Consider the following 25,749-nt stretch of genomic DNA (forward strand, 5'->3'; position numbering starts at 1 on the left):
AAAAAGGCCATGGGAAATGTAGTCTTTCTTTCCCTTGGCCTTGCTGTCTCGTCGTCAGTACTTGAGCCGGATGGATCGTTTCCAGCATGGACGTTCGGCGCGAACTTTAGGGCGTGAGGGGCCTGAGATCAACTAAAAATGTCGCGTTTTTGCACGCTTCTGACGTACGTCGCGGATATCACTCTTTGTACCCGACCGAGATGACGGTCAGATGTTCCGCAATAATTTTCAGGTGTTAAAAATACCTGCACGTTCGATGCTGATGTGTGCCAAGTCATGGATAACTACGATCACTTCAACATCGGCGACGTTGGCGGCGAGAAAGGCAGGTGAGGGGGAAGTTGCTGGTTCAGGCTGGCAAAATCGGCCGGGTTCGGCTCTCGGGTGTGTTGATATTTCTTGCCGGCTCATCGTCGGTAGGAAAATCCCGGCCTTGAGTTTCCGGCGGTCGAAAAAAGGGCTGTCGAACAGCCCTTTTGCTTTTGATCAGGCCACCGCTTCGGCCGGCGACACGATATTGGTCTTCATTCCGCGTGAACGACCCGAACTCAGGTACGCCGCAATCGACTCCTGGGTGACTTCGCCAAGGAAAACCCGCTCGGCATCCATCACTGGCAGCCACGCCCGATTGAACTCGTACATGCGCGACAACAGAATGCGCAGGTGTTCGTCATAGGCGGCCGTGGCGTTGAACTCGCGCAGGAATTGCGCGCATGTACCGGTCTGACGGTGAAGATCGCGACGGCGCACATAACCCAGTGCCTTGTTCTCAGCGTCAGTCACGACGACATAGCGACGGTCATGCTCGTCCATCAACTCCAGCGCATCGGCCACCGGGGTTTGTGGGCTGACCGACGGCGCGTTGTCCGCCGCATCTTCGGCTTTGACCAACAGCAGGCGTTTGAGGGTGCTGTCCTGGCCGACGAAGTTGCTGACGAAGTCATCCGCCGGATGGGCGAGCAGGGTGTCCGGATGGTCGATCTGCAGCAGTTTGCCGGCGCGGAAAATCGCGATCTTGTCGCCGAGCTTGATCGCTTCGTCGATGTCGTGGCTGACCATGATCACGGTCTTGTTCAGTGCCCGCTGCATCTCGAAAAACTCGTTCTGGATCATCTCGCGGTTGATCGGATCGACCGCACCGAACGGTTCGTCCATCAGCAACAGCGGTGCATCTGCCGCCAGTGCGCGGATCACGCCGATCCGTTGCTGCTGGCCGCCGGACAATTCGCGCGGATAACGATGCAGATACTGTTTGGGCTCAAGCTTGATCATGCTCATCAGTTCGCGGGCGCGGTCGTGGCATTTCTGTTTGTCCCAGCCGAGCAGCTTCGGCACCACCACGATGTTCTCTTCGATGGTCATGTTGGGGAACAGGCCGATCTGCTGGATCACGTAGCCGATGTTTCGGCGCAGGGTCACTTCGTCGAGGTCGGTGGTGTCTTCGCCGTTGATCAGGATCTTGCCCGACGTCGGTTTGATCAGGCGGTTGATCATTTTCAGCGTGGTGCTTTTGCCGCAGCCCGATGGCCCGAGGAATACGCAGATTTCGCCTTCATTGACGGTCAGGCTTACCGAGTCCACGGCTTTCACATCTTTGCCGTTGCTTTGGAAGGTCTTGCTGAGGTTTTGAAGTTCGATCATTTGAGTAATCCTTTTGGAGTCAAAGAGCGTTGCAGCCACTGCAAAAACAGGTCGGCGAAGATCGCCAGAAGACTGACCAGCAGCGCGCCGACGATCAGCATCGACATGTCGCTGCGGCTGATGGAGGCGAGGATCAGCACGCCGAGGCCGCCGGCACCGATGGTTGCGGCGATGGTCATCACGCCGATGTTCATCACCACGGCCGTGCGCACGCCGGCCAGGATCACCGGCACCGCGATCGGTAGCTCGACCATGCGCAGGCGCTGGCCGAAGGTCATGCCGATGCCGCGTGCGGCTTCGCGGATGCCCGGCTCGACGCCGGTCAGGGCGAGGTAGGTGTTGCGCATGATCGGCAGCAGTGAATAAAGGAACACGGCGGTGATCGCCGGCATCGGGCCGAGGCCCTGACCGAATTTCGAGTAGAACGGCAGCAGCAGGCCGAACAGCGCAATCGACGGCACGGTCAGCAGCACTGTGGCGCTGGCCTGCAAAGGGCCGGCGAGGCTCGGGAAGCGAGTCATCAGAATGCCCAGCGGCACGCCGATGAGAATCGCCAGACTGACGGCGATGCCGACCAGCGTGATGTGCTGCCAGGTCAGGTGCATCACCTGCTGCCAGTCGAGGTGGGAAAAGGCGTTCAAAAATTCCATGACTTTTCCTCCTTTAGTTCAGTGGATGCTGGCGCAGGAAATCGGCAGCGACTTTCGACGGGCTTTCGTGATCGACATCGACCCGCGCATTGAGCTGGCGCATGGTTTCGTCGTCGAACAGCTCGGCCAGGGGTTTGAGCTGTTCCGCCAGTTGCGGGTGAGCGTCGAGGTAGGCCTGACGCACCACTGGCGCGGCGGTGTAGTCCGGGAAGTAATGCTTGTCGTCTTCCAGCAGCTTCAGCCCGAACGCATTGAGGCGACCGTCAGTGGTGTAGACAAGACCGGCAAACACCTGGCCGTTACGCAGGGCGGTGTAGACCAGTCCTGCGTCCATCTGCCGGATGTTTTGGCGGGTCAGGTTCATGTCGTACAGCTTGACCATGCCGTCCAGACCGTCGGAGCGGTTGGCGAACTCAGTGTCCAGCGCCACCAGATGATTGCTGCTGGCCTCGCTGCGCAGCACGTCGTTCAACTGGCTGATGTTGCTGATCTGCGGATATTGCTCGGCGACCTTTTTCGGCAGGGCGAGGGCGTAGGTGTTGCTGAATTTCGACGGCGTCAGCCAGACCAGGCCTTTTTTCGCGTCGAGTTCTTTTACTCGGGCGTAGGACTGTTCGCTGTCGAGTTTTTCGGTGACATGGTTGTAGGCCACCAGCGACACGCCGGTGTATTCCCAGAGCATGTCGAGTTGCCCACTCTCATGGGCGCTGCGGGCCAGGTTGCTGCCCAGGCCACCGGTAATCTGCGCGTCGTAGCCTTTGCTGCGCAGGTATTGCGCAGTGATTTCCGCGAGCAGGGTTTGCTCGGTGAACACCCGGGCACCGAGGCGGATGAGCGGCTTTTCCGCCGCCTGGGCAAATCCTGCGAACAGCAGGGCGCAGCCTAGAATCAAGCTAAGTCGTTTCATGAATATTCCTTTGCCGAAGCCTTAAGACGGGCGCAAACCGCGTTCCAGCCAGAGACGGCTGGCGAGGGTGACCACGCCATCGAGCAGCAACGCCAACAGCGCGGTGCACGCGGCGCCGAGCAGCAGTTGCGGCTGATTGTTCAGGGCGATGCCGGGGAAGATCAGGCTGCCGAGGCTGTTGGCGCCGATCAGGAAGGCCAGCGGCGCTGTACCGACGTTGATCGCCAGGGCCACCCGCACACCGCCAACGATGATCGGCACGGCGTTGGGCAATTCGACCTGCCACAACACCTGGCGCGGAGTCATGCCGATGCCGACTGCGGCTTCTTTCAGCGAACCCTGGACGTTTTTCAGGCCTTCATAGGTGTTGCGCACAATCGGCAAAAGCGAGGCGAGGAACAACGCGAAGATCGCCGGACCACTGCCGATGCCGAGTATCCCCAGGGCAATCGCCAGTACGGCCAGCGGTGGCACGGTGTTGCCGATGTTGAAGATTTGCATGAAGCGTTCGGCGCGGCCGACCATGGTCGGGCGGCTCAGGAAGATACCGGCGGGGATGCCCACGACAAGGGCGGCCAGCATTGAAGCGAGGACGAGAATCAGATGAGCTTGCAGGTAAAACAACAAATCGTCGCGGTAGTGTTCGATCGTGTTGATGCCGATCCAGTGGACCAGCAGGGCCAGGAGCGCGATTACCACCGCACCTCCCATCAGCCCTTTGCCATAGCGGATAGCCACAGGCGGACTCCTTTTTTATAGTCGGCGGACGCTGTCCCGAGTGGCATGCCATGCCTGGCTGCCGGGCGTGAACGTTCGCGAGAAGCAGCTCCCCCAGCACCGGCCAAAAGCGGTCTGAAAGTGAGCCATGAGCGCAGCCTCGTCAGGCTAACTTGCTGATTTTTCAGCCCCTGACGAAAAGTCGTAACAGGGGATGGACGTCTCCGTGCTTTAAAAGGTTCCCATCTGAGGCAGCATTTGGCCACCCTTAATGTGCTCAACGGTTCGGTTATTGTCTTGACTTGGGCTATAATCGCGGCCCTTTTTTGAATCACCGCCAGGCGATTTCCCATGACCAGACAGGCCGCCGAAGTCGCGAAACGCCGCACTTTCGCCATTATTTCCCACCCCGATGCCGGTAAAACCACGATCACCGAAAAGCTCCTGTTGATGGGCAAGGCGATTGCAGTGGCCGGTACGGTGAAATCCCGTAAATCCGACCGCCATGCGACATCCGACTGGATGGAGATGGAGAAGCAGCGGGGTATTTCCATTACCACGTCGGTCATGCAGTTCCCGTATCGCGAACATATGATCAACCTGCTCGACACCCCGGGCCACGAAGACTTCTCCGAAGACACCTACCGCACCCTGACCGCGGTGGACTCGGCCTTGATGGTCCTCGACGGCGGTAAAGGTGTCGAGCCACGTACCATTGCGCTGATGGACGTCTGCCGTCTGCGTGACACGCCGATCGTCAGCTTCATCAACAAACTCGACCGTGACATCCGTGACCCGATCGAACTGCTCGACGAAATCGAAGCCGTTCTGAAGATCAAGGCCGCGCCGATCACCTGGCCGATCGGTTGCTACCGCGACTTCAAGGGCGTTTACCACCTGGCCGACGACTACATCATTGTCTACACCGCCGGTCACGGTCACGAACGCACCGAAACCAAGATCATCGAAAAGCTTGATTCCGACGAAGCCCGCGCCCACCTGGGCGACGAGTACGAGCGCTTCCTCGAACAGCTGGAACTGGTGCAGGGCGCCTGCCACGAGTTCAACCAGCAGGAGTTCCTCGACGGTCAGCTGACCCCGGTGTTCTTCGGTACCGCACTGGGCAACTTCGGTGTCGACCACGTACTCGACGCCGTGGTCGACTGGGCACCGCGTCCGCTGCCACGTGTGGCCAACGAGCGTACCGTGGAGCCGGTGGAAGAAAAGTTCTCGGGCTTCATCTTCAAGATCCAGGCGAACATGGACCCGAAACACCGTGACCGCATCGCCTTCATGCGCATTTGCTCGGGCAAGTACGAGAAAGGCATGAAGATGCGTCACGTGCGTACCGGCAAGGACGTGCGCATCGGCGACGCCCTGACGTTCTTCTCCTCCGAGCGTGAACAGCTCGAAGAAGCGTACGCCGGCGATATCATCGGTCTGCACAACCACGGCACGATCCAGATCGGTGACACCTTCAGCGAAGGCGAAACCCTGGGCTTCACCGGTATCCCGCACTTCGCCCCGGAACTGTTCCGCCGCGTACGCCTGCGCGATCCGCTGAAATCCAAGCAACTGCGCCAGGGCCTGCAACAGCTGGCCGAAGAAGGCGCGACCCAGGTGTTCTTCCCGGAGCGCAGCAACGACATCATCCTCGGCGCCGTCGGTGTGCTGCAGTTCGATGTGGTCGCCAGCCGCCTGAAAGAGGAATACAAGGTCGAGTGCTCCTACGAGCCGATCACCGTCTATTCCGCGCGTTGGATCGAATGCAGCGACAAGAAGAAGCTCGAGGAATTCTCCAACAAGGCGGTGGAAAACCTGGCGCTGGACGGCGGCGGTCACCTGACTTACCTCGCGCCGACCCGGGTCAACCTGGCCCTGATGGAAGAGCGCTGGCCGGACGTGAAATTCCGTGCGACGCGTGAGCACCATTAAGCGCTGACTGGCGACACCCGAAAAAGCCCACTGATATAACAGTGGGTTTTTTTTGCGTGTTGATTAAGTATGCGAACTCATTCAAGTCGGGCGCAGTGCATCTGGTCCCATCAATAAGGGAGCGATCGAATGACAGGGAGGCTCGCTTATCTGCTTCGGCCCAATGGTTATTTCAGCCTGATGGCCTGGGTGCTGGCGGCGTTGCTCTTCATTAATCGCCTGAGCAGCATGGTCAAGCTGTTCATGGCGTTGTACTTGCGCCAGGAGCTGGGGCTGGCGATTGAAACCGTCGGCTGGCTGCTGTCGGCATATGGCGGTGGTCTGCTGATCGGCTCGATGCTCGGCGGATGGCTCAGTGACCACGTCCGCACGGCGCGCCTGACGGCGGCGCTGTTCTTTGTCTCTGCGTGGGTTCTGGTCTTGCTGGGTCTGGTTACGCAAGTGCCGTTGCTGGCCGGGTTGCTATTGCTCAGCGGCACTCTCGATGGCGCGATTCGCACCCTGCATCAGCGACTGATCATGGAGTATTGCGAGGTTGCGCAGCGCCCACGGGCGCAGGCGTTGAGTCGCATCGCCCGGAACCTCGGGATGGCCGCTGCCGGTGTAGCGGGCGGTGTTCTGGCACAGGTGGATTTTCGCTGGGTGTTTTTCATCAGTGCCGGGCTCACGCTGCTGGCGCTGCTCTGGTTCATCCGCACGACCTGGCGCCGGCCGGTGCTGATCGCTGACGAGGCGCCACCGGCGCAATCGGGTTCGGGCCTTCCCTATCGCGACAAACCATTTCTCTGGTTGCTGGCGGCGACCGTCCTTCTTGGCATGTCGTTCGACACGGTCTACAGCACCTTGGGCAACTATCTTCGCGACTATTACCGTTTGAGCACCGAGGCCATCGGCTGGCAGTTCGCGATCAACGCGATTCTGGTGGTAGCGCTGCAGATTCCCATGTCGCACTGGGGGGAACGCTGGGGCGCGCGTCGGCCATTGATCGCCGGTTGTGTGCTGCTGGCGGTCGGACTCGGCATGTTGCCGCTGGGTTCCGGCTTGTTTTATGCCTGTCTCTCGACAGTCATCTGGACGCTGGGGGAAGCGTTGTTCATGCCACCGTTGAACGTGCTGGTAATGCAGCATGCACAAACCGGAAAAAGCGGCCGTTACTTCGGTCTGTTCTTCATGGCCTGGAGTGCGAGTTCCCTGTTGTCGCCGGTGCTGGGTGGGCAGCTCTACGGCCAGTTCGGTGGCCACAGTGTCTGGCTGGCGAGTGCCGTGCTGGCCTCGCTGTCAGTACCGCTGATTTATCAGGCCACCCGTATTCGAACCACGCAATGCGCAAATGCTTAGCCGATCCGGTTATAGGCGTTATTCGAAAGTGGTCTGTCCACGCATGGCATTTTCGGGCATGGGGCAGCGTCCTATCTGGTGAACCCGGCGGATCGGAACTAGATTTCAATCAGCGTCAGGTCAGGCATGAATTTTCACTTGGAACAGGATGGACTCGGCTATGAAAAGCAGGTTGCTACGGGTTTTGCTGCTGTTGAAAGTGATGGTGATGCTGTCCCTCGGCACCGCGACGGCCTGGGCCGAGTGCGAGGATCACGATACCCAGGCGTCCAGCGGGCAGGTGGGGCACAGCGCGCTGATGCTGGCCAAGTCCGAGTCCGAGCCGGGCGATCAGGGCCAGGGCGGCAGCGCCGACGATGACGACTCGACCACCGACGAGCCGGACTCCGATGATCCGGATGAAGGCGACAGCCAGACGTAGATTGCAGACAATAGAAAACCTCTTCTGCCTCGACTGATGTGCAATCGCAATCGAGGTGGAAGAGGGGGAGTAAACGAGAAAACAGTTTGAAGTTACCGAAGACTAAAATACTTCAGGCTTTAGTGCGGACTATCCTTCCTCTATGTTTCCCGCGGATCCGCAAAGTTGTCGGCTCTGCTTGAAAATCTCCTGCTTGCAATGCGAGCCGTTTGTCGGAATTTCACATTGATTGTTCCAGACCTGTCAGAAATGACAGTAGACGTCGTGTTGTTTGCTCCTTATAAGTATTCGTGCAGTTGGATGCTTTTAATTACTAAAAGGAATCGTATGATGAGTACTGACGAAAGCAAGAATACTACCGGGAAATTGCAGGCTACTGGAACTTCAGTGCCAGGTTTTTCGACGACTGATGTTTCTTTTAAGCAAAATCTATCGGATAAAGGCTATTCCTTGGACGGCAGAATGGCAACGGAGCAACTGGGTTTTTTTATACGAACTTTAGATGTTAAAGAGAACGTAAATTACGATATACAAACGGCTTGGTCCGGAGAGAAGGAAACTGCGTTAGCTTATTATAAGAGCGCTGAGGGGGTTGCCTATGACGGTGTTTCAGGAACTATCGTGTTTAAAAAGTTCGATGATTTTTCTGAAAGTGCCGAATTTGAAGCTAGGTTGAAGTTGGAAAGTGCTACAGGTGATGTTAAGGATAAAGTCGTGGTTCTAGGTGAATTTGTGGGGTTTGAGGGACCGTAATCCTTAATTCATGGGTTAGGCTTTTGTTTGATTTTTAAATTGTCTGGAGTTATTGGCGAAAGGGAGGGGGGCTTTTGTTGTGGTTTGGAAAAAAGGTCTTCTGTATCTTTGTGATGCTCGCTGAACAACCGCTTTCTTCCAATTGTCGTTTTGGAAGAAAGCGGTTTGGCTGATTGTTTGAATACCGCCACAATTACATGAGCGTTTACTTTGCCACGCCGTGGAGGAGTTGCTCGGCACCGCGACGGCCTGGGCCGAGTGCGAGGATCACGATACCCAGGCGTCCAGCGGGCAGGTGGGGCACAGCGCGCTGATGCTGGCCAAGTCCGAGTCCGAGCCGGGCGATCAGGGCCAGGGCGGCAGCGCCGACGATGACGACTCGACCACCGACGAGCCGGACTCCGATGATCCGGATGAAGGCGATAGCCAGACGTAAATTCCGGACAAAAGAAAACCCCTTCTTTCTCGACTGATGCGCAATCGAGGCAGAAGGGGTTTGGTCAACATCATCAACAACCCGCCCCAGGAAACCGGGCGGGTTTTTTCATGCCGCGCCGTCGAGGAACTGTTCGGCGTAGTGGCAAGCCACCTGCCGATTGTCGAGGTGGCGCAACGCCGGTTCTTCAGTACTGCAACGCTCGGTCGCGTACGGGCAGCGCTTGTGGAAAGCACAGCCCGGTGGCGGGTTCAGCGGGTTAGGCAACTCGCCGACGATCTTGATTTTCGGCTTGTTCGGGTCCGGATGGATGGTCGGGGTCGCCGACAGCAGCGCCTGGGTGTACGGGTGCAGCGGGCGTTCATAGATGTCGTTCTTCGGACCCATTTCCACGGGGCGGCCGAGGTACATCACCATCACGTCATCGGCCACGTGTTGCACCACCGCGAGGTTGTGCGAGATGAACACATAGGCGGTGTTGAACTCCTGCTGCAGATCCATGAACAGGTTCAGTACCTGGGCCTGGATCGACACATCGAGCGCCGAGGTCGGTTCGTCCGCCACCAGCACTTTCGGTTGCAGCATCATCGCTCGGGCCAGCGCGATACGCTGACGCTGACCGCCGGAGAACATGTGCGGATAGCGCTGATAATGCTCGGGACGCAAGCCGACCTGCTTCATCATCGCCTGGACTTTCTCGCGACGTTCGGCGGCCGACAGGTTGGTGTTGATCAGCAGCGGCTCGGCCAGTTGATCACCGATCTTCTGCCGTGGGTTCAACGAGGCGTATGGGCTCTGGAACACCATCTGCACGTCTTTGCGCAGTTGCTTGCGCTGGGCCTTGTCGGCGCCGGCCACTTCTTGCCCGGCGATTTTCAGGGAGCCGGACGACGGCTCCTCGATCAGGGTCAGGGCACGGGCCAGGGTGGATTTGCCGCAGCCCGATTCGCCCACAACGGCGAGGGTCTTGCCGGCTTCCAGTTCGAACGACACGCCGTTGAGGGCGCGCACGGTCGCGTGGCCCTTGAACAGGCCACGGGAGACTTCGTAGTGACGGGTCAGGTCGCGGGCGGTAAGTACGACGGCCATTACGCCACCTCCTGGTTCAGCGGGTAGAAGCAGCGGGCGAGGCTGTGGCTTTTCGGGTCAAGGGTCGGACGCTGTGCGCGGCAGCTGTCCTGCACGTACGGGCAGCGCGGTGACAACAGGCAGCCTTGCGGACGGTCGTAACGGCCCGGAACGATGCCCGGCAGAGTGGCCAGACGCTCGGCACCCTGGCTGTGCTCCGGAATCGCCTTGAGCAGCGCTTCGCTGTACGGGTGCGCTGGGATGTCGAACAGTTGCGGCACCTGACCGACTTCAACGGCTTGCCCTGCGTACATCACGCACACGCGCTGGGCGGTTTCAGCCACCACGGCGAGGTCGTGGGTGATCAGCACCAGGCCCATGTTCTGCTCTTTCTGCAACGCCAGCAGCAGGTCCATGATCTGCGCCTGAATCGTCACGTCGAGTGCTGTGGTCGGTTCGTCGGCGATCAGCAGTTTCGGCTCGCCGGCAATCGCCATGGCAATTGCCACGCGCTGGCTCATGCCGCCGGACAGTTGATGCGGGTAGGCGTCCATACGGTTCGCGGCGCCCGGGATTTCAACCTTTTCCAGCAGTTCGATGGCGCGCTTGCGGGCGGCCTTGCCGGACATTTTCAGGTGCAGGCGCAGCACTTCCTCGATCTGGAAACCGACGGTATAGCTCGGGTTCAGCGCGGTCATCGGATCCTGGAACACCATGGACAGGTCTTTACCGACGATCTGCCGACGCTGGCGATTGCTCAGTTTGAGCATGTCTTTACCGTCGAAGCTCAGGGAATCGGCAGTGACGATCCCCGGGTGTTCGATCAGGCCCATCAGCGCCATCATGGTCACGGACTTGCCGGAACCCGACTCGCCCACGATCGCCAGGACTTCGCCCTTGTCGACTTTCAGGTCGAGGCCGTCGACCACGGGTGTGGCGTTCTTGTCGCCGAAGCGAACGTTGAGATTCTTGATTTCTAGCAGTGACATGGGAATCTCCTCAGGCGGCGTTCTTGAGTTTCGGGTCCAGCGCATCGCGCAGACCGTCGCCCATCAAGTTGATTGCCAGCACGCTGAGCAAAATGGTCAAACCAGGCAGACTCACGACCCACCAGGCGCGTTCGATGTAGTCGCGGGCCGAAGCCAGCATGGTGCCCCACTCAGGGGTTGGCGGCTGGACGCCGAGGCCGAGGAAGCCCAGGGCGGCGGCATCGAGGATCGCCGAAGAGAAGCTCAGGGTCGCCTGGACGATCAGCGGTGCCATGCAGTTGGGCAGCACGGTGATGAACATCAGGCGTGGCAGACCGGCACCGGCCAGGCGCGCAGCGGTCACGTAGTCGCGGTTCAGTTCGCCCATCACCGCGGCACGGGTCAGACGCACGTAGGACGGCAAGGACACCACGGCAATGGCGATCACGGTGTTGATCAGGCCTGGGCCGAGGATGGCGACGATCGCCACGGCCAGCAGCAGCGACGGCAGGGCCAGCATGATGTCCATCAGACGCATGATGGTCGGGCCAATCATTTTCGGGAAGAAGCCGGCGAACAGGCCCAGCAGAATCCCCGGGATCAGCGACATCACCACCGACGACAGGCCGATCAGCAGCGAAAGACGCGAACCCTGGATCAGACGCGACAGCAGGTCGCGACCCAGTTCGTCGGTACCGAGCAGGAATTGCATTTGCCCGCCTTCGAGCCACGCCGGCGGCGTCAGCAGGAAGTCACGGTATTGCTCGCTCGGGTTATGCGGGGCGACCCACGGCGCGAAAATCGCGCAGAAAATTACCAGCAGCATGAACAGCAGACCGGCGACGGCGCCCTTGTTCTTGGCAAAGGCCTGCCAGAACTCTTTGTACGGTGACGGGTACAGCAGACTTTGATCCACGGCGGTGGCGGCGGTGACTACTGAGGAAGTTGGAGTGCTCATGGGTATTGACCTCAGCGCTGATGACGGATGCGTGGGTTGGCAAAGCCGTAGAGGATGTCCACCACGAAGTTGACCAGAATCACCAGGCAGGCGATTAACAGGATGCCGTTTTGCACAACCGGGTAGTCCCGGGCGCCGATGGCTTCGATCAGCCATTTACCGATGCCGGGCCAGGAGAAGATGGTTTCGGTCAGAACCGCACCGGCCAGCAGGGTGCCGACTTGCAGGCCGACCACGGTCAACACCGGGATCAGCGCGTTGCGCAGACCGTGCACGAACACCACGCGCGACGGCGACAGGCCTTTGGCCTTGGCGGTACGGATGTAGTCTTCACGCAATACTTCGAGCATCGACGAACGGGTCATCCGCGCGATCACCGCCAGCGGAATTGTGCCCAGCACGATGGCCGGCAGGATCAGGTGGTGCAGGGCATCGAGGAACGCACCCATGTCATCGGCCAGCAGGGTGTCGATCAGCATGAAACCGGTGCGCGGCTCGATGTCGTAAAGCAGGTCGATCCGTCCGGATACCGGGGTCCAGCCCAGGCTCACGGAGAAGAACATGATGAGGATCAGGCCCCACCAGAAAATCGGCATCGAGTACCCCGCCAGGGAGATGCCCATCACCCCGTGGTCGAACAGGGATCCTCGCTTGAGGGCCGCAATCACCCCGGCCAACAGGCCCAGGATGCCGGCGAACAGCAGGGCGGCCATGGACAGTTCCAGGGTCGCCGGGAAGAGGGAGGTGAACTCGGTCCATACGCTCTCGCGGGTGCGCAGGGATTCACCGAGGTCGCCGTGGGCCAGTTTGCCGATGTAGTCCAGATACTGGGCGTACAGCGGTTTGTTCAGACCGAGGCGTTCCATTGCCTGAGCGTGCATTTCGGGGTCGACCCGACGTTCGCCCATCATCACTTCCACGGGGTCGCCGGGAATCATGCGAATCAACGCGAAAGTCAGCAAGGTGATGCCGAAAAACGTGGGGATCAATAACCCCAGTCGGCGGGCAATAAAACTAAACATCGTGTGTGGTACCTCATCAGCCGGTTAGGCGTGCCCGGTTTCCCTGGGGTCAGGGAAACCGGGAGTTTTCTTATCTACTTCACCTGGGTGGTGGCGAAGTTATTGGTTGTCAGAGGGCTGATGTGATAACCCTCAACGTTGTTGCGCATTGCAGTGAACATCCGGGTGTGGGCCATGCTGATCCACGGTTGGTCCTGATTGAACAGCACCTGGGCTTGTTCATACAGCTTGGCGCGTTCGGCCGGATCTACTTTAGCCCGTGCTTCGTCGAGCAGTGTCTGGAATTTTTCGTTGCACCAGCGAGCGTAGTTTTCGCCGTTCTTGGCGGCTTCGCAACTGAGCATAGGCGTCAGGAAGTTATCCGGGTCGCCGTTGTCGCCCGCCCATCCGGCCGACACCATATCGTGTTCGCCGGCCTTGGCGCGCTTGAGCATCTCACCCCATTCCATCACACGGATGTCGATCTTGATCCCGACTTTCGCCAGGTCAGCCTGCATCATTTGTGCGCCGAGCATCGGGTTCGGGTTGGTCGGGCCGCCGCCATTGCGGGTGAACAGGGTGAACACGGTGCCTTCCGGCACGCCGGCTTCCTTGAGCAGGGCGCGGGCCTTGTCGAGGTCACGTGGCGGGTTCTTCAACTCGTGGTTGTAGCCCAGCAGGGTCGGCGGGTACGGGTTGACCGCAACGGTCGCGTTGCCTTTGCCGAACAGCGCGTTGACGTAGGCTTCCTTGTCGAAGGCGATGTCGATGGCTTTGCGCACCCGCACGTCGCTCATGTACTTGTGCTGGGTGTTCATGGCGACATACGAGACGGTCATCGCATCCAGTTCGTCGACTTTCAGGTTGCTGTCTTTCTTGATGCTCGGGATGTCATCCGGTTTCGGATACAGCGCGATCTGGCACTCGTTGGCCTTGAGCTTCTGCAAACGCACGTTGTTGTCGGTGGCGATCGCCAGGATCAGCGCGTCAGCCGGAGGCTTGCCACGGAAGTAGTCCGGGTTGGCCTTGAAGCGTACCTGGGCGTCCTTGTTGTAGCGCTGGAAGATGAACGGCCCGGTGCCGATCGGTTTGCTGTTCAGGTCGCCGGTCTTGTTGGCCTTGAGCAACTGGTCGGCGTATTCGGCCGGATAGATCGAGGAGAACGCCATGGCGATGTCGGCCAGGAACGGCGCTTCGCGGCGGGTCAGGGTGAACTTGACCGTGTTGTCGTCGACTTTCTCGACGCTTTTGAGCAGTTCCTTGAAGCCCATGCTTTCAAAGTACGGGAAGCCCACGCTCGACAGCTTGTGCCACGGGTGATTCGGGTCCAGCTGACGCTGGAAGCTCCAGACCACGTCGTCGGCATTCATGTCGCGGGTCGGCTTGAAATAGTCGGTGGTGTGAAACTTGACGCCTTTGCGCAGGTGGAACGTGTAGGTCAGGCCGTCTTCGCTGATGTCCCAGGACTCGGCCAGCGCCGGAATCACTTCGGTGGTGCCGGGCTTGAAGTCCGCCAGACGGTTGAAGATGGTTTCGGCCACCGCGTCGGCAGTGACTGCAGTCGTGTACTGGACCATATCGAAGCCTTCCGGACTGGCTTCGGTGCAGACCACCAAGGGTTTGGCCGAGACGCCGATGGCGGCGCTCAACAAGGCGGCAGCGACGGCCGCACGTAGGGGAAGCATTTTCATCGTTAACCCTCTGCAATCGGTTGAAGACAAAAAGCCGAACGGCCGACTCGTCACTGAGTCAGCCGTCGGCACGCGTTTTTACAGAATGTTGAATGGTACGGTGGTCACGAGACGGAACTCGTTGATGCTGCCGTCAGCCTGGTTTTCGCTGGCACGGTGAGCGGTGTAGGTGGCGCGCACGGTGGTCGCCTTGAGCGGACCGCTCTGTACCGCGTAGGTGGCACCGATGCCGTATTCGTAGTGGTGTTCGCCGTCCATGTTTTTCACGTCATACGCAGTGCCGGTGTAGTGAGTACCGTCGATGCCCCAGCCGCGAGCCTGGTAGATGTTGAACTTCAGGCCTGGTACGCCGTACTCGGCCATGTTCAGACCGTAGGCGACCTGGAAGGACTTCTCGTTCGGGCCGTTGAAGTCGGACAGCAGGGAGTTGGCCAGGTAGATGCCGTTGGTTTCGTGCAGGTAGTCGAAGTACTCGTTACCGTTAATTTCCTGGTACGAGAAGGTCAGGCTGTGTGCCTGGTGGGTCAGGCCGAACGACAGGGAGTAGGTGTCGTTGTCGATGTTGCCCATCTCTTTTTTGCCGGTATCGACCGTCTTGTAGTAGTTCAGGCCGGTGGTCAGGCTCACGACATTGCTGTCACCCAACTCGTGGGTGGCGCCGAAGTAGTACTGGTTCCAGAAGTCTTCAACCTTGGAAGCGTACAGGCTGGTCTTCAGGCTTTTCAGCGGCTGGTAGTTCAGGCCGACGATGCTCACGCGATCGGTTTCGGCATTGTTGTTGGTGTACTCGGAGCGGAATTTCGACAGGCTTTCTTCGGTACGCGGCGATACGCGGTCGAAGCTGCCGGCGTCGAACGACAGGTTGTTCAGCTCTTCGCTGTGCAGGCTGACACCTTCAAAGCTCGAAGGCAGCGCACGGTTGCCGATGGTGTCGACGATGGGGGTGCTGAAGTTCTGGCGACCGGCGGTCAGGGTGGTGTTGGAAACGCGGAACTTGACGTTGGCCAGGCCCAGTTTGCTCCACTGACCTTCGGCATCACCGCCTTCTTTGGTCAGGGTACGGTTGTTGCCTGCGCCTGGACGCGAGCCCGGTGCGCCACCATTGTTGGAGGCCAGATCCTTGCGGTCGCGCTCCAGGGCAACGGCGTTGTACGCGGCCACTTCAGTGCTGACACCGACGGTGCCCTGAGTGAAGCCGGAGGTGTAGTTGACGATGGTGCCCTGCACCCAGTTGATACGACGATCGGTCGGGGTTGCAACGCCGTCTTTGCGGTAGGTGAACTTGCCGCCACGTTTCAGTTGCTCGTTGGCGTACCAGTTACGGGTCGTGCCGCTGATCTTGGAGCCTTCGAGGAAACCGGTGGCTTCAGCCTGGGCGCTCTGCTCGTTGACGGTAACCGGGGTGAACGCCTGGCTCTGTTCCTCGGCATAAGCCGTGGCGGTGATGCTGCTGATGGCCAGGGCCAGTATCGCGGTGCTGCTCAGTTTCATGGGTGAAGCTCCTTTACTTTCTTTTTATGCCGGCTTTTTTTATAGGGCCGGTTTTTGGTTTTAGAACTCATTCACACATCGCAAACGTTTGCAAAAGGCCTGATTGGCGAATTTCGGCAAAGCGCTTGCGTGAGGAGGTAGACGGCCTCCTCAGCGATGCGGCTAGTCGGTTTTTTGTTTAATCGATGCTGACACCCGAAAACACGTTGCGACCGAACGGGCTCACCTTGAACCCCTCGACTCTCGCGCTCAGCGGCTGGTTGACCGTCGAGTGGGCGACAGGCGTGATCGGCACTTGCTGCTTAAGCAACTGCTGGGCCTGTTTGTAGAGCACGGTGCGCTGCTCACGGTCGGTGACCACCTTGGCCTCCTTGATCAGCTTGTCGTAAGCCGGGTCGCACCACATGGAGTAGTTGTTGCCGCCAATGGCGTCGCAGCTGTACAGCGTGCCGAGCCAGTTGTCCGGGTCCCCGTTGTCACCGGTCCAGCCGATCAGGCTGATGTCGTGTTCGCCATTCTTGGTGCGCTTGATGTACTCGCCCCATTCGTAACTGACGATCTTCACTTTCAGACCGATCTTGGCCCAGTCAGCCTGGAGCATTTCGGCCATCAGCTTGGCGTTCGGGTTGTACGGACGCTGCACCGGCATGGCCCACAGGTTGATTTCTGTGCCCTCCTTGACGCCGGCAGCCTTGAGCAGTGCCTTGGCTTTTTCCGGGTTGTAGGCGGTTTCCTTGATGGTGTCGTCGTAGGCCCACTGGGTCGGTGGCATGGCGTTGACGGCCAGTTGACCGGCGCCTTGATAAACAGCGTTGAGAATCCCTTGTTTATTCACCGCCATGTCCAGCGCCTGCCGCACTTCGAGCTGGTCGAACGGTTTATGGCGCACGTTGTAGGCGATGTAGCCGAGGTTGAAGCCCGGCTTTTCGATCAATTGCAGTTTCGGGTCGTTCTTCAGTGCCGGCACATCCGCCGGGCGTGGATGCAGTGTGACCTGGCACTCGCCGGCCTTGAGCTTCTGCACGCGAACCGAGGCGTCGGTATTGATCGCGAAAATCAGGTTCTTCAGCTTCACCCGGCTCTGATCCCAGTAATGCGGGTTGCCGGTGTAGCGGATGTTCGAGTCTTTCTGATAGCTCTTGAACACGAACGGCCCTGTGCCGATCGGCTTCTGGTTGATGTCGCTCGGCTTGCCTTCGGCCAGCAATTTGTCGGCGTATTCGGCAGACAGAATGGCGGCGAAGCTCATGGCGATGTTCTGGATGAACGCGGCGTCGACGCTGTTGAGCGTGAACACCACGGTCAGCGGCCCGGTCTTTTCGACCTTGGCGATGTTCTTGTTGAGGCTCATCCCGTTGAAATACGGGAACTCGGTCGGATAAGCCTTACGGAAGGGCTGTTGCGGATCGAGCATGCGGTTAAACGTGAACAGCACGTCGTCGGCGTTGAAATCGCGGGTAGGTTTGAAGTACGCCGTTGAATGAAACTTCACCCCTTCACGCAGGTGAAAGGTGTACTTGAGACCATCCTCGGAAATATCCCAGCTCGTTGCCAGACCCGGTACGACATTGGTCGCGCCTTTTTCGAATTCAGCCAGGCGGTTGTACAGCGGTTCGGCGGCGTCGTTATCGGTGGCCGTCGTGTACTGCGCGGTATCGAAACCGGCCGGACTGCCTTCGGAACAGAACACCAGGCTGTCGCTGGCGGCAAAAGTCGCGGACGTGGCGGCCAGCAGGCCGGCGCCCAGCAATGCGGAAAAAACCAAGGTATGGCGCATGACGCTCCCTCTTTATCTCAGTGTTTTTCAATGCGCCGTGATCCCTTCCAGGGAAGTTGTGGCTGCATTGAGCTCAAACCCACAGCAAACCGATAGCCCACGCAGTCACTGGTCAGAACCTGACGGTAGGGACCGCAGGTCTGGCAGTAAATGCGCAGAGTCCTAAAGACTCGTAGGAAAAGGCGACGCGTCCTAAACCAACCTGGTAGGGCCAGGTGGAAATGGATGTAGGCAAATTCCTGACTAATCGGCAGAAAAAAACAGCGGCGACGCTGAAAACGTCGCCGCCGGCTTTTTTACTTGATGCTGACGCCGTAGAAGGAGTTCAAGCCGAATGGGCTGATCTTGAAGTCCTGCACGTTGGCGCGCATGGGTTGATACACCGTCGAGTGAGCGATAGGTGTCATAGGGACTGCATCTTTGAGGACGTGTTGCGCCTCTTTGTAGAGTTCGGTGCGCTTGGCCTGGTCGGTGGTGCGCTTGGCTTCTTTCACGAGGCCGTCGAATTTCTTGTCGCACCATTTGGAGAAGTTGTTGCCACTCAGGGAGTCGCAACCAAACAACACGTTGAGCCAGTTGTCCGGATCACCATTGTCACCGCTCCAGCCAATGATCATGGCCTGGTTCTCGCCACCTTTGGAACGCTTGATGTACTCGCCCCACTCGTAGCTGGTGATCTTCACGTTCAGACCGATCTTCTTCCAGTCGGACTGGAGCATTTCGGCCATCAGCTTGGCGTTCGGGTTGTACGGACGCTGAACCGGCATCGCCCACAGGACGATCTCGGTACCTTCCTTGACGCCGGCTTCCTTGAGCAGCTGCTTGGCTTTCTCAGGATCGTACTTGGCGTCCTTGATGGTGGTGTCGTAGGACCACTGGGTCGGCGGCATGGCGTTGACGGCCAGCTGGCCCGCGCCCTGGTAAACCGAGTCGATGATCTGTGGCTTGTTGACGGCCATGTCCAGCGCCTGGCGAACACGCAGGTCGGCCAGCGGGTTCGGCTCGTTGCTGCCTTTGACCTTGTCCATCACGTTGTAGGCGATGTAGCCCAGGTTGAAGCCGGCCTGGTCAGGCATCTTCAGCGCAGGGTCGGCTTTCAGTGCAGCGAGGTCGGCCGGACGCGGGAACAGGGTGACCTGGCACTCGTTCTTTTTCAGCTTCTGGATACGGACCGACGGGTCGGTGGTGATGGCGAAGATCAGGTTGTCGATCTTCACGTCTTCAGGCTTCCAGTAATCCTTGTTGCCGGTGTAACGGATGTTGGAGTCTTTCTGGTAGCTCTTGAACACGAACGGACCAGTGCCGACCGGCTTCTGGTTGATGTCGGCAGCCTTGCCTTGTTTCAGCAGCTGGGCTGCGTACTCGGCGGACTGAATCGACGCGAAGCTCATGGCCATGTTCTGGATGAACGCGGCGTCGACTTCTTTGAGGGTGAACTTGACGGTGTGGTCGTCGACTTTATCGATCTTGGTGATGTTGGTATCCATCCCCATGTCGGTGAAGTACGGGAATTCGGTCGGGTACGCCTTACGGAACGGGTCATCCTTGTTAATCATGCGATTGAAGGTGAACAGCACGTCGTCGGCGTTGAACTCACGAGTCGGCTTGAAATACGGGGTGGTGTGGAACTTCACGCCTTCACGCAGGTGGAAGGTGTAGGTCAGGCCGTCCGGGGAAATGTCCCAGCTGGTCGCCAGCCCAGGAACAACGGCGGTGCCGCCACGCTCGAACTGGGTCAGACGGTTGAACATGGTTTCGGCTGAGGCGTCGAAGTCGGTTCCGGTGGTGTACTGGCCTGGATCGAAACCGGCCGGGCTGCCTTCGGAGCAGAACACCAGGTTAGTCGCAGCGGTGGCGAAAGGTGCGGAGGCAAACAAGCCTGCGCCGACTAAAAACGGAATGACCGCGTGTTTAAGCATGTTGGCCTCATGATTTGTTGTCATTTTTTAATATTGAGGTACGACCTCGTGAGTCGTGCCTGCGGATACTTATGCAGGGCCCATACCCAATGCAAGATCCAGAGCGCCCGGCGGCATCAAACGGTGGCACGAACGTACCTTAATGTCGCATCTGTATAACTTCTGACGCATTTGACCGTTTGCGGTCGGTTTTTACGGTGCAAACGAAGCCCCAAAACGGTGCATTGGTCACGTTTTGCGCGCCGAATCGGGGCCCGGTGTTACTTATTTATACCCACGCCATAGAAGGGGGTTAGACCGAACGGGCTGATCCTGAAGTCGGTGACTTCCTTGCGCAGCGGCTGGAACACCGTGGAGTTGGCGATCGGCGTGATCGGCACCTGCTGTTTAAGGATCAGTTGCGCCTGTTGATACAGTTTTACCCGTTGCGATTTATCCGTGGACACCTTGGCCTGCTGCACCAGTTTGTCGTAGGCCGGATCGCACCACTTGGCGTAGTTGCTGCCTTTCACCGCCGCGCAACTGTAAAGCACGCCCAGCCAGTTGTCCGGGTCGCCGTTGTCACCGGTCCAGCCGTAGATCATCGCGTCGTGTTCGCCATTCTTGGCGCGCTTGATGTACTCGCCCCATTCATAGCTGACGATGTTGGCCTTGATACCGATCTTCTCCCAATCCTGCTGGATCATCTGTGCCGACATTCGCGCATTGGGGTTTGAAGCGCGTTGCACGGTCATGGCCCAGAGGTTGATGGTTGTACCAGGTGCAACCCCTGCCTCCTTGAGTAGCGCCCTGGCTTTTGCAGGGTCGTGCGGCGCGTCTTTTATGTTCGGATCGAACGACCATTGCGCGGGCGGCAAGGCGTTTTGCGCCAACTGCCCAGCACTCTGGTAAACCGCCTTGATGATCGCCGGTTTGTCGATGGCCATGTCCAGTGCCTGACGCACCTTGAGCTGGTCCAGTGGTGGATGGGTGGTGTTGTAGGCGAGGAAACCGAGGTTGAAACCGGCCTGCTTCAACACGCGCAGGTTCGGGTCTTTTTCCATCACTTCGATGTCGGCCGGGCGTGGGTAGCCACTGACCTGGCATTCGCCGGTCTTGAGCTTCTGCAGACGGACAGCGGCGTCCGGGGTGATCGAGAACACCAGGTTGTCGATTTTCACGTCTTCGGGTGTCCAGTAGTCCTTGTTCGCCGCGTAGCGGATCTGCGAGTCCTTCTGGTAGCGCTTGAACACGAATGGGCCGGTGCCGACCGGTTTCTGGTTGATATCCGCCGCTTTGCCTTCCTTCAGCAACTGCGCGGCATATTCGGCCGATTGCACTGAAGCGAAGCTCATGGCGAGGTTTTGCACGAACGCGGCGTCGACGTTGTTCAGGTTGAAGCGCACGGTGTTTTCGTCGAGTTTTTCCACGGATTTGATCGTGGTGTTCAGGTCCATGTCGGTGAAGTACGGGGACTCGGCGGGGTAGGCCTTGCGAAAGGCGTTGTCCGGGTCAAGCAGACGCTGGAAGGTGAACAGCACGTCGTCGGCGTTGAAGGTGCGGCTCGGGGTGAAGTAGTCGGTGGTGTGGAATTTTACGTTTTGGCGCAGGTGGAAGGTGTACTGGAGGCCGTCCGGGCTGACGTCCCAGCTTGTGGCCAGGCCGGGTTCGATGTCGGTGCCGCCGCGTTTGAATTGGGTGAGGCGGTTGAAGACGGTTTCGGCGGAGGCGTCGAAGTCGGTGCCGCTGGTGTATTGGCTGGGGTCGAAGCCGGCGGGGCTGGCTTCGGAGCAGTAGACGAGGGTTGTGGCTGCGTTGGCGATTGGGGTGATGGCGGTCAGGGCCAGGGTTATTAGAAGTGGTTTGAGGGTGAATCGATCCATGGAGTCCCCGAGTGTATTGGAGGTAGTTGTGGGGAGGAGGGTAGCCGGGGTTTCGGTGGGTGCGGAAATATCGTTTTTCTAGGTGAGGTGTCTATCTCGGTATATCTGGGGAGGTTGTGAACATAACCGTTTTTTCGGGTGCTGCGGCTTATGGTTCCGCCCTTACGGCGGGTCACTTTTTACAAACGCCTAAAAAGTAACCAAAAACGCTTGCTCCTGCGTTCGGCCCGCTCGCTAGGGCTCGGGGTTCCTTCGCTCCGGGATTCATCCGGGGGCATCGCCTACGGTTTGCTTCGCTGCACCTCCTCTCGATGTGTTTGGCTTCGCCAAACGGTCGCTGCGCTCCCACCCCCGGATAAATCCCTCCACTCAGCCTTCCGACGTCGCCCGAAGATCAAAAGCGGTACTCGAGCTAACGCTCATTGTGTTGAGTGGTGGAAGCCAAAGCCAAAGCCAAAGCCGGAGTGGAGTTGTATGCGTTTTAAACCCGAGTTCACCTCGATATCTCACGTCGGCGTACCTCCCCCAAGCACCGCGGTCAGTCCCCTCTCCCTCCGGGAGAGGGCTAGGGTGAGGGCAGCTTTTGAAGCTGTTTAAATCTCAACAACAACACCGGATCCTTCCCACAAGGTTTTCAGGTTGTCCGTCGGAAGCACGCTCTCTAGTCTTTGGTTGTCGCAGAACAATCTGCGATCGGGAGGTGAGATTCCCGGTTACTGAATTTGGAAACCAGCGCAAGCCACCCCATAATCGCCGCCAGTTCATGCTGTCGGCAGTTCTTTATGGCGGCTATGTACGGGCGGACTTCGGTCCGGCCGGGTTGGTTTCCTTACCGGTAATCTCACTCCGTACATAGTTGCCACCTCATTTCACGAGTGAGATCGGAAATGAGTGGCGCAAATTCATAAGGAAATGCTCCATGAACAAGCCCGTACCCGACCCACCCTTCGAATCACCCACCCCCCTCGAAGAAGCCATGCGCGCCGAAGACCTCGCCCGCAACCGCGAAGCCATCAAACGCGCCCTCGACTATTACCTGTGCCCCAATCCTTCCAAACCGAGCCCGAGCACGATGTACATGGTCACGCCCAACGTCGACACCGAAAGCCTGCTGGCCAATGCCTGCGAATCCCTGGCGTCGGCCAGTACCATCGCCAGCAATTTCGCCAATGAGCTCAGCGGTTCGCAGCGCAGTACGGCGCTCGGGATCCAGCAGATCATCATGCTGGCCGAGCTGGCGGTGAACCGGGCGCTGGATCGGGTTGATCCGCAAACCTGAGACCGTGTCATCGTTCATCGCCAGCAGGCTGGCTCCCACAGGAGTCCGCATTCCAAATGTGGGAGCTAGCTTGCTAGCGATGACGGCGGAGCTGACAACCCAAATGCCGGGCACAAAAAAACCGGCGATCATCACTGATCGCCGGTTTTCATTCAGCCGTCACTCAATCACTGCATCAATACTTCAATCGAGCCATCAGCGGTCAGGCTGACCTGGCTGGTGCCGGCTTCGACTTCAGGCGTGACGGGCGCCGAATCCATGCCGGCGGCTTTCATCATCATCGGGGCGCGCATGTACGGTTGTGGGAAGCCGTTGCTGTTGAGGTTCAGGTTGACGATTTTGTAGCCCTTGCCGCCCAGGGCGTCGGTGGCCAGTTGGGCGCGGGCCTTGAAGGCGGTGACGGCTTCTTTCAGCAGTTTGTCTTCGCTGGCCTTGCGGGTCGGGTCGGCGATGGCGAAGTCCATGCCGCCCATTTTCAGGTCGGTCAGCAGTTCGCCGGTGAGTTTGGACAGGGCGGCGAAGTCGGCGCTTTCCAGACGCAGTTCGGCGCGTTCGCGCCAGCCGGTGATTTTCTGGCCCTTGGTGTCGTAGATCGGGTAGCTGTTGCGGCTGCCCTGGCGCAGGGTGATGTCTTTGACCTGCTTGGCCTGGGCCAGGGCCTTGTTCATGGTGGTGCTGACGTCGGCGGCGAGTTTGGCCGGGTCAGTATTCTGTTCTTCGGTGTAGAGGGTCACGATCATCAGGTCGCGGGCCACTTCCTGGCTGACTTCGGCGCGCAGGGAAATCTGGTTGTAGTGCAGCTCATCGGCAGCCAGGGCCGGAAGGCTGGCGACACTGCCGACGGTCAGGGCGAGAAGGGCGGCGCTGCGGCGAAATGTGTGCATGAAAGCTCCTTGATGAGGGCGCAGGTGATGGTTCGGGGGCCTGCGTGAAACCATCAGACTCTAGCGTCTATGATCCGGTTCGCCCAGTTACAACTTCTATACAGATGGGCCTTATAGCCGCCGCGACGCTTTTTGCCATGTGGTCGTTTGCCGCACTTTCGCCTCTCAAGCCCGCGCCTTGGTTATACTCCGTGCGATCCGCCTGGAGCGCTCATCAGGAGAGCTCATGCTCGCCCCCGTACAACTGACTTCCGCCACTCGCCAGAACCTCTGGCGGCTGACTTTCATCCGCACCCTGGTGCTCGCCGCGCAGGCCGGTTCCGTGGGCCTGGCCTACTGGCTGGATCTGTTGCCGTTGCCGTGGGTGCAACTGGTGATGACCCTCGGCTGTTCGATTCTGCTGTGTGTGTTCACCGCCGTGCGTCTGCGCACTTCGTGGCCGGTGACCGAGCTCGAATACGCGCTGCAATTGGCCTGCGATCTGGTTATCCACAGTGCCTTGCTGTATTTCTCCGGTGGTTCGACCAACCCGTTCGTTTCGTATTATCTGGTGCCGCTGACCATCGCTGCGGTGACGCTGCCGTGGCGTTATTCGGTGGTGCTGTCCGGTATTGCGCTGGCTTTGTACACCCTGATGCTGACGCATTTCTATCCGCTGGAAACCCTGCCCGTGGCCCGGGAGAACCTGCAGATCTACGGCATGTGGCTGAGTTTTGCCCTCGCGGCAGCGGTGATCACCTTCTTCGCCGCACGGATGGCCGAAGAGCTGCGCCGTCAGGAAGAATTGCGGGCAATCCGCCGCGAAGAAGGTCTGCGCGATCAGCAGTTGCTGGCCGTGGCGACTCAGGCCGCCGGTGCCGCCCATGAATTGGGTACGCCGCTGGCGACCATGAGCGTGTTGCTCAACGAAATGCAGCAGGATCATCACGACCCGATGCTTCAGGAAGACCTGAAGGTGCTGAAGGATCAGGTGAAGCTCTGCAAGGAGACCCTGCAGCAACTGGTGCGCGCCGCCGAGGCCAATCGCCGGATGGCGGTGGAGATGCAGGACGTTACCGACTGGCTCGACGAAGCGCTCAATCGCTGGCACCTGATGCGTCCCGAGGCCAGTTACCGCTTCCAGCGCCTGGGCCAGGGCCCGCTGCCTCGTGTGGCGCCGCCCCCGGATCTGACCCAGGCCTTGTTGAATCTGTTGAACAACGCCGCCGACGCCTGCCCGGAAAACCTTCAGGTGACCCTGGACTGGACCGCCGAAGACCTGACTATCAGCATCCGCGATCATGGTGCCGGTGTGCCGCTGGCCATCGCCGAGCAGATCGGCAAACCGTTTTTTACCACCAAGGGCAAAGGCTTCGGCCTGGGCCTGTTTTTGAGCAAGGCCAGCGTGACACGCGCCGGCGGCTCAGTGAAACTCTATAGTCATGAGGAAGGCGGCACGCTCACCGAGCTGCGCCTGCCCCACGGCGTCCGAGGAGAGCAACATGAGTGACGAAATCCAAGTCGAAGGCGAAGAACTGCCGCATTTGCTGTTGGTCGATGACGACGCGACCTTCACTCGGGTGATGGCCCGTGCCATGGCCCGCCGTGGCTTTCGCGTCAGCACCGCCGGTTCCGCCGAGGAAGGTCTGACCATCGCCCAGGCCGATCTGCCGGACTATGCCGCGCTGGACCTGAAAATGGACGGCGACTCCGGTCTGGTCCTGCTGCCGAAGCTGCTGGAGCTGGACCCGGAAATGCGCGTGGTGATCCTCACCGGTTACTCGAGCATTGCCACGGCCGTCGAAGCGATCAAGCGAGGCGCCTGCAATTACCTGTGCAAACCGGCGGACGCCGACGACGTGCTGGCGGCGCTGCTGTCCGAGCACGCCGACCTCGACAGCCTGGTGCCGGAAAACCCGATGTCGGTGGACCGCCTGCAGTGGGAACACATCCAGCGCGTGCTGACCGAGCACGAAGGCAATATCTCCGCCACTGCCCGTGCCCTGGGCATGCACCGCCGCACGCTGCAGCGCAAACTGCAGAAGCGCCCGGTTCGTCGCTGAACCTGCGCTGA

At 59.2% G+C, this 25,749-nt stretch carries 22 protein-coding genes; 8 read left to right on the top strand and 14 right to left on the bottom strand.

Going from position 1 to position 25,749, the window contains the following annotated elements:
• Positions 1–486: 486 nt before the first annotated feature.
• Genes C6Y56_RS04075 through C6Y56_RS04090 form a run of 4 tightly spaced genes read right to left on the bottom strand, consistent with a single transcriptional unit; the run spans position 487 to position 3,909 of the window.
• Positions 487–1,641, bottom strand: coding sequence for an osmoprotectant ABC transporter ATP-binding protein OsmV (locus C6Y56_RS04075; protein ID WP_169428827.1), 1,155 nt, complete (start codon positions 1,639–1,641; stop codon positions 487–489).
• Entirely contained in the window at positions 1,638–2,291 is a 654-nt protein-coding gene (locus C6Y56_RS04080) for an ABC transporter permease (protein ID WP_085729571.1), read from the bottom strand. The genes C6Y56_RS04075 and C6Y56_RS04080 overlap by 4 nt, the downstream gene beginning before the upstream one ends.
• Before the next feature lie 13 nt (positions 2,292–2,304).
• Positions 2,305–3,198: a glycine betaine ABC transporter substrate-binding protein gene (locus C6Y56_RS04085; protein WP_169428828.1), complete on the bottom strand. Its 894-nt coding sequence runs from the start codon at positions 3,196–3,198 to the stop codon at positions 2,305–2,307.
• 21 nt (positions 3,199–3,219) lie between these two features.
• Entirely contained in the window at positions 3,220–3,909 is a 690-nt protein-coding gene (locus C6Y56_RS04090) for an ABC transporter permease (RefSeq protein ID WP_169432591.1), read from the bottom strand.
• Between the two features lie 357 nt (positions 3,910–4,266).
• On the opposite strand from C6Y56_RS04090, the gene C6Y56_RS04095 reads away from it, so the two are divergent.
• From C6Y56_RS04095 to C6Y56_RS04115, 5 genes are all read left to right on the top strand, one after another.
• Positions 4,267–5,850 carry a peptide chain release factor 3 gene (locus C6Y56_RS04095; RefSeq protein WP_011332431.1) on the top strand — a complete coding sequence of 528 codons (1,584 nt, stop codon included), beginning with the start codon at positions 4,267–4,269 and terminating at the stop codon, positions 5,848–5,850.
• A 129-nt stretch (positions 5,851–5,979) separates the two neighbouring features.
• The gene (locus C6Y56_RS04100; RefSeq protein WP_169428829.1) at positions 5,980–7,188 is read left to right on the top strand and encodes an MFS transporter; all 1,209 of its coding nucleotides are present in this window, start codon (positions 5,980–5,982) and stop codon (positions 7,186–7,188) included.
• Between the two features lie 160 nt (positions 7,189–7,348).
• Entirely contained in the window at positions 7,349–7,609 is a 261-nt protein-coding gene (locus tag C6Y56_RS04105) for a hypothetical protein (protein ID WP_169428830.1), read from the top strand.
• Between the two features lie 330 nt (positions 7,610–7,939).
• Positions 7,940–8,362 carry a hypothetical protein gene (locus tag C6Y56_RS04110; RefSeq protein WP_169428831.1) on the top strand — a complete coding sequence of 141 codons (423 nt, stop codon included), beginning with the start codon at positions 7,940–7,942 and terminating at the stop codon, positions 8,360–8,362.
• Between the two features lie 220 nt (positions 8,363–8,582).
• The gene (locus C6Y56_RS04115) at positions 8,583–8,798 is read left to right on the top strand and encodes a hypothetical protein (protein WP_249314372.1); all 216 of its coding nucleotides are present in this window, start codon (positions 8,583–8,585) and stop codon (positions 8,796–8,798) included.
• 108 nt (positions 8,799–8,906) lie between these two features.
• On the opposite strand, the gene C6Y56_RS04120 is transcribed toward C6Y56_RS04115, so the two are convergent.
• From C6Y56_RS04120 to C6Y56_RS04160, 9 genes are all read right to left on the bottom strand, one after another.
• A complete protein-coding gene (locus tag C6Y56_RS04120; protein ID WP_169428832.1) occupies positions 8,907–9,887 on the bottom strand; it encodes a peptide ABC transporter ATP-binding protein in 981 nt (326 codons plus the stop codon).
• On the bottom strand, positions 9,887–10,855 hold the full coding sequence (locus tag C6Y56_RS04125; protein WP_169428833.1) for an ABC transporter ATP-binding protein: 969 nt from the start codon (positions 10,853–10,855) through the stop codon (positions 9,887–9,889). Before C6Y56_RS04125 ends, C6Y56_RS04120 begins: the two co-directional genes overlap by 1 nt.
• A gap of 10 nt (positions 10,856–10,865) precedes the next feature.
• On the bottom strand, positions 10,866–11,792 hold the full coding sequence (locus C6Y56_RS04130; protein ID WP_115076533.1) for an ABC transporter permease subunit: 927 nt from the start codon (positions 11,790–11,792) through the stop codon (positions 10,866–10,868).
• A gap of 11 nt (positions 11,793–11,803) precedes the next feature.
• Positions 11,804–12,814 carry an ABC transporter permease subunit gene (locus C6Y56_RS04135; protein WP_007953665.1) on the bottom strand — a complete coding sequence of 337 codons (1,011 nt, stop codon included), beginning with the start codon at positions 12,812–12,814 and terminating at the stop codon, positions 11,804–11,806.
• A gap of 74 nt (positions 12,815–12,888) precedes the next feature.
• Positions 12,889–14,484, bottom strand: a complete 1,596-nt coding sequence (locus C6Y56_RS04140; protein WP_169428834.1) for an ABC transporter substrate-binding protein — start codon at positions 14,482–14,484, stop codon at positions 12,889–12,891.
• 78 nt (positions 14,485–14,562) lie between these two features.
• Positions 14,563–15,975 (bottom strand): OprD family porin, encoded by a 1,413-nt coding sequence (locus tag C6Y56_RS04145; RefSeq protein ID WP_169428835.1) that lies wholly within the window; start codon positions 15,973–15,975, stop codon positions 14,563–14,565.
• 178 nt (positions 15,976–16,153) lie between these two features.
• Positions 16,154–17,752 carry an ABC transporter substrate-binding protein gene (locus tag C6Y56_RS04150; RefSeq protein WP_169428836.1) on the bottom strand — a complete coding sequence of 533 codons (1,599 nt, stop codon included), beginning with the start codon at positions 17,750–17,752 and terminating at the stop codon, positions 16,154–16,156.
• A gap of 296 nt (positions 17,753–18,048) precedes the next feature.
• The gene (locus C6Y56_RS04155; protein ID WP_169428837.1) at positions 18,049–19,671 is read right to left on the bottom strand and encodes an ABC transporter substrate-binding protein; all 1,623 of its coding nucleotides are present in this window, start codon (positions 19,669–19,671) and stop codon (positions 18,049–18,051) included.
• A 260-nt stretch (positions 19,672–19,931) separates the two neighbouring features.
• A complete protein-coding gene (locus C6Y56_RS04160) occupies positions 19,932–21,533 on the bottom strand; it encodes an ABC transporter substrate-binding protein (protein WP_169428838.1) in 1,602 nt (533 codons plus the stop codon).
• A 919-nt stretch (positions 21,534–22,452) separates the two neighbouring features.
• Between C6Y56_RS04160 and C6Y56_RS04165 the strand changes: the two genes are divergently transcribed.
• A complete protein-coding gene (locus C6Y56_RS04165) occupies positions 22,453–22,812 on the top strand; it encodes a DUF6124 family protein (protein WP_169428839.1) in 360 nt (119 codons plus the stop codon).
• Positions 22,813–22,979: 167 nt separating this feature from the next.
• On the opposite strand, the gene C6Y56_RS04170 is transcribed toward C6Y56_RS04165, so the two are convergent.
• A complete protein-coding gene (locus C6Y56_RS04170) occupies positions 22,980–23,696 on the bottom strand; it encodes an SIMPL domain-containing protein (RefSeq protein ID WP_085729587.1) in 717 nt (238 codons plus the stop codon).
• A gap of 226 nt (positions 23,697–23,922) precedes the next feature.
• Between C6Y56_RS04170 and C6Y56_RS04175 the strand changes: the two genes are divergently transcribed.
• Complete coding sequence (locus tag C6Y56_RS04175) at positions 23,923–25,185, top strand: ATP-binding protein (RefSeq protein ID WP_169428840.1); 1,263 nt, start codon at positions 23,923–23,925, stop codon at positions 25,183–25,185.
• Positions 25,178–25,738, top strand: coding sequence for a response regulator transcription factor (locus tag C6Y56_RS04180; protein WP_003221630.1), 561 nt, complete (start codon positions 25,178–25,180; stop codon positions 25,736–25,738). Before C6Y56_RS04175 ends, C6Y56_RS04180 begins: the two co-directional genes overlap by 8 nt.
• Positions 25,739–25,749: the final 11 nt, after the last annotated feature.

The organism is Pseudomonas fluorescens, from assembly GCF_012974785.1.
Lineage (GTDB): Bacteria > Pseudomonadota > Gammaproteobacteria > Pseudomonadales > Pseudomonadaceae > Aquipseudomonas > Aquipseudomonas fluorescens_BT.

Coding starts and splice junctions, on each gene's coding strand:
- C6Y56_RS04150 (WP_169428836.1), bottom strand. CDS start 17,752: ATGCGCCATACCTTGGTTTTTTCCGCATTGCTGGGCGCCGGCCTGCTG.
- C6Y56_RS04120 (WP_169428832.1), bottom strand. CDS start 9,887: ATGGCCGTCGTACTTACCGCCCGCGACCTGACCCGTCACTACGAAGTC.
- C6Y56_RS04110 (WP_169428831.1), top strand. CDS start 7,940: ATGAGTACTGACGAAAGCAAGAATACTACCGGGAAATTGCAGGCTACT.
- C6Y56_RS04160 (WP_169428838.1), bottom strand. CDS start 21,533: ATGGATCGATTCACCCTCAAACCACTTCTAATAACCCTGGCCCTGACC.
- C6Y56_RS04140 (WP_169428834.1), bottom strand. CDS start 14,484: ATGAAAATGCTTCCCCTACGTGCGGCCGTCGCTGCCGCCTTGTTGAGC.
- C6Y56_RS04165 (WP_169428839.1), top strand. CDS start 22,453: ATGAACAAGCCCGTACCCGACCCACCCTTCGAATCACCCACCCCCCTC.
- C6Y56_RS04135 (WP_007953665.1), bottom strand. CDS start 12,814: ATGTTTAGTTTTATTGCCCGCCGACTGGGGTTATTGATCCCCACGTTT.
- C6Y56_RS04080 (WP_085729571.1), bottom strand. CDS start 2,291: ATGGAATTTTTGAACGCCTTTTCCCACCTCGACTGGCAGCAGGTGATG.
- C6Y56_RS04170 (WP_085729587.1), bottom strand. CDS start 23,696: ATGCACACATTTCGCCGCAGCGCCGCCCTTCTCGCCCTGACCGTCGGC.
- C6Y56_RS04180 (WP_003221630.1), top strand. CDS start 25,178: ATGAGTGACGAAATCCAAGTCGAAGGCGAAGAACTGCCGCATTTGCTG.
- C6Y56_RS04105 (WP_169428830.1), top strand. CDS start 7,349: ATGAAAAGCAGGTTGCTACGGGTTTTGCTGCTGTTGAAAGTGATGGTG.
- C6Y56_RS04175 (WP_169428840.1), top strand. CDS start 23,923: ATGCTCGCCCCCGTACAACTGACTTCCGCCACTCGCCAGAACCTCTGG.
- C6Y56_RS04125 (WP_169428833.1), bottom strand. CDS start 10,855: ATGTCACTGCTAGAAATCAAGAATCTCAACGTTCGCTTCGGCGACAAG.
- C6Y56_RS04085 (WP_169428828.1), bottom strand. CDS start 3,198: ATGAAACGACTTAGCTTGATTCTAGGCTGCGCCCTGCTGTTCGCAGGA.
- C6Y56_RS04130 (WP_115076533.1), bottom strand. CDS start 11,792: ATGAGCACTCCAACTTCCTCAGTAGTCACCGCCGCCACCGCCGTGGAT.
- C6Y56_RS04095 (WP_011332431.1), top strand. CDS start 4,267: ATGACCAGACAGGCCGCCGAAGTCGCGAAACGCCGCACTTTCGCCATT.
- C6Y56_RS04100 (WP_169428829.1), top strand. CDS start 5,980: ATGACAGGGAGGCTCGCTTATCTGCTTCGGCCCAATGGTTATTTCAGC.
- C6Y56_RS04090 (WP_169432591.1), bottom strand. CDS start 3,909: ATGGGAGGTGCGGTGGTAATCGCGCTCCTGGCCCTGCTGGTCCACTGG.
- C6Y56_RS04075 (WP_169428827.1), bottom strand. CDS start 1,641: ATGATCGAACTTCAAAACCTCAGCAAGACCTTCCAAAGCAACGGCAAA.
- C6Y56_RS04145 (WP_169428835.1), bottom strand. CDS start 15,975: ATGAAACTGAGCAGCACCGCGATACTGGCCCTGGCCATCAGCAGCATC.
- C6Y56_RS04155 (WP_169428837.1), bottom strand. CDS start 19,671: ATGCTTAAACACGCGGTCATTCCGTTTTTAGTCGGCGCAGGCTTGTTT.